The 1,283-nt window shown below is 64.8% G+C and carries 3 protein-coding genes; 2 read left to right on the top strand and 1 reads right to left on the bottom strand.

Features of this window, described 5'->3' with window-relative positions; genetic code table 11:
* Nucleotides 1-654, bottom strand: a 654-nt coding sequence (locus EOA24_RS38355; RefSeq protein ID WP_127410850.1) for a LysR family transcriptional regulator, incomplete at its 3' end; no start/stop codon positions are given.
* Nucleotides 655-745: 91 nt separating this feature from the next.
* Between EOA24_RS38355 and EOA24_RS42195 the strand changes: the two genes are divergently transcribed.
* Together EOA24_RS42195 and yidD are read left to right on the top strand one after the other, a co-directional pair.
* A complete protein-coding gene (locus EOA24_RS42195; RefSeq protein ID WP_189343116.1) occupies nt 746-904 on the top strand; it encodes a hypothetical protein in 159 nt (52 codons plus the stop codon).
* A gap of 66 nt (nt 905-970) precedes the next feature.
* Nucleotides 971-1,283 (top strand): membrane protein insertion efficiency factor YidD (gene yidD, locus EOA24_RS38350; RefSeq protein ID WP_127410849.1); only part of this gene is annotated, 313 nt, incomplete at its 3' end.

Here is a 1,283-nt window from a genome sequence, read left to right as displayed (position 1 = left end):
CGCGGGGACCGCCTCGGCGGGCACGCCGGCCGCCTGGAACCAGCGCGCCCAGCCCTGGCGGTTTTCCTCGTGCAGCAGCGTGTAATGGCGAAGGTCGATCGGCTTTTCCAGGGGAGGGCCGGCGGCAAGCAGCGCCGGCGACAGGACCGGTGAATCGACGGTTGAGGCCAGGCGCTCGGCCTCGCTGCGCGGCCACGATGTGGCGTGCGCGCTGAAGCGCAAGGCGAGCTCGGGCTGATCGCTGCGGAACTCGATCGGCCGTGGATCGACTTCGAGGGAAACGTCGATATCGGGCCGCAACTGGCGAAAGCGATTGAGCCGTGGCACCAGCCACACGGCGGCGAGCGACGGTTCGACGCTGACGCGCACGACGGCTTGGGCTGGCGAGGCCGTGAGCTCGGAAAGCACGCGGTGGATATCGTCGAAGCTTCTCACCAATCGGCCGAGCAGCCGATGGCCCGCATCCGTCAGTTCGACACGGCGATGGAGACGTAGGAACAGCGGTCTTCCCAGAAAGGTCTCGAGCTCGCGTATCTGCCGGCTGATCGCGGCCTGTGAGACATAAAGCTCCTCTGCCGCCCGGCTGAAGCTCTTATGCCGGCCGGCCGTCTCGAAGCTTCTCAATGCCATCAGCGGCAGGCGGCTCCGCTTCATTCGCATAACCTCAAGTTATCCGAGGCGGAAATTATACTCGTTTGAGGAGGAAGGCCAGCGGCAGTCTAATCCGTGTCAAAGGAGACCTGCCATGAACGAGTTCCTGGCCATTTTCAGCGACGTGGTACGGATAGCGACCTTCCAATGGCATGGTGGAGTCGTGCGCGACGGCCGCCATGACCGCCGCGATCTTCCCGCTCACCATCGCCCATGGACCGGCAGCCATCCCATCCGGCGCTCCAGGCCTTGAGGGCAAAGCATTGCGTTTCAGCGTCGAAGCCCACATCTATCGCGCAGTGAAACAGGCTGGGGAGCGATGGGCGACCATCACGGAAATACGCACCGGCCGATCCAGCAGGGACGCAATTGGCCGGGGCCATGGCGCAAGACGCCCGGGCGCATCCTCGGCACGTCGCTCGTGCGCCTTTATCAATTGACGCTTTCAGGCTTTGTCGGCAACAGCTGCCGGCACCTGCCGACCTGCTCCGAATACGCGCATGAGGCGATCGCCCGCCATGGCCTGTGGGCCGGCGGCTGGATGGGGCTGTTCAGAATCTCACGCTGCGGGCCGTTCGGAACGCATGGCATCGATCGCGTGCCGGAGGTGCTTGCGGCGCGCTATGTCTGGT

It is taken from the genome of Mesorhizobium sp. M2A.F.Ca.ET.039.01.1.1 (genome assembly GCF_003998035.1).
GTDB lineage: Bacteria > Pseudomonadota > Alphaproteobacteria > Rhizobiales > Rhizobiaceae > Mesorhizobium.
Note: the sequence above shows the minus strand (reverse complement) of the source record. Positions and strands in the feature narration are given on the sequence as shown.

Excerpts from the sequence above, each read along its gene's own strand:
- EOA24_RS42195 (WP_189343116.1), top strand. The coding sequence starts at position 746 with ATGAACGAGTTCCTGGCCATTTTCAGCGACGTGGTACGGATAGCGACC.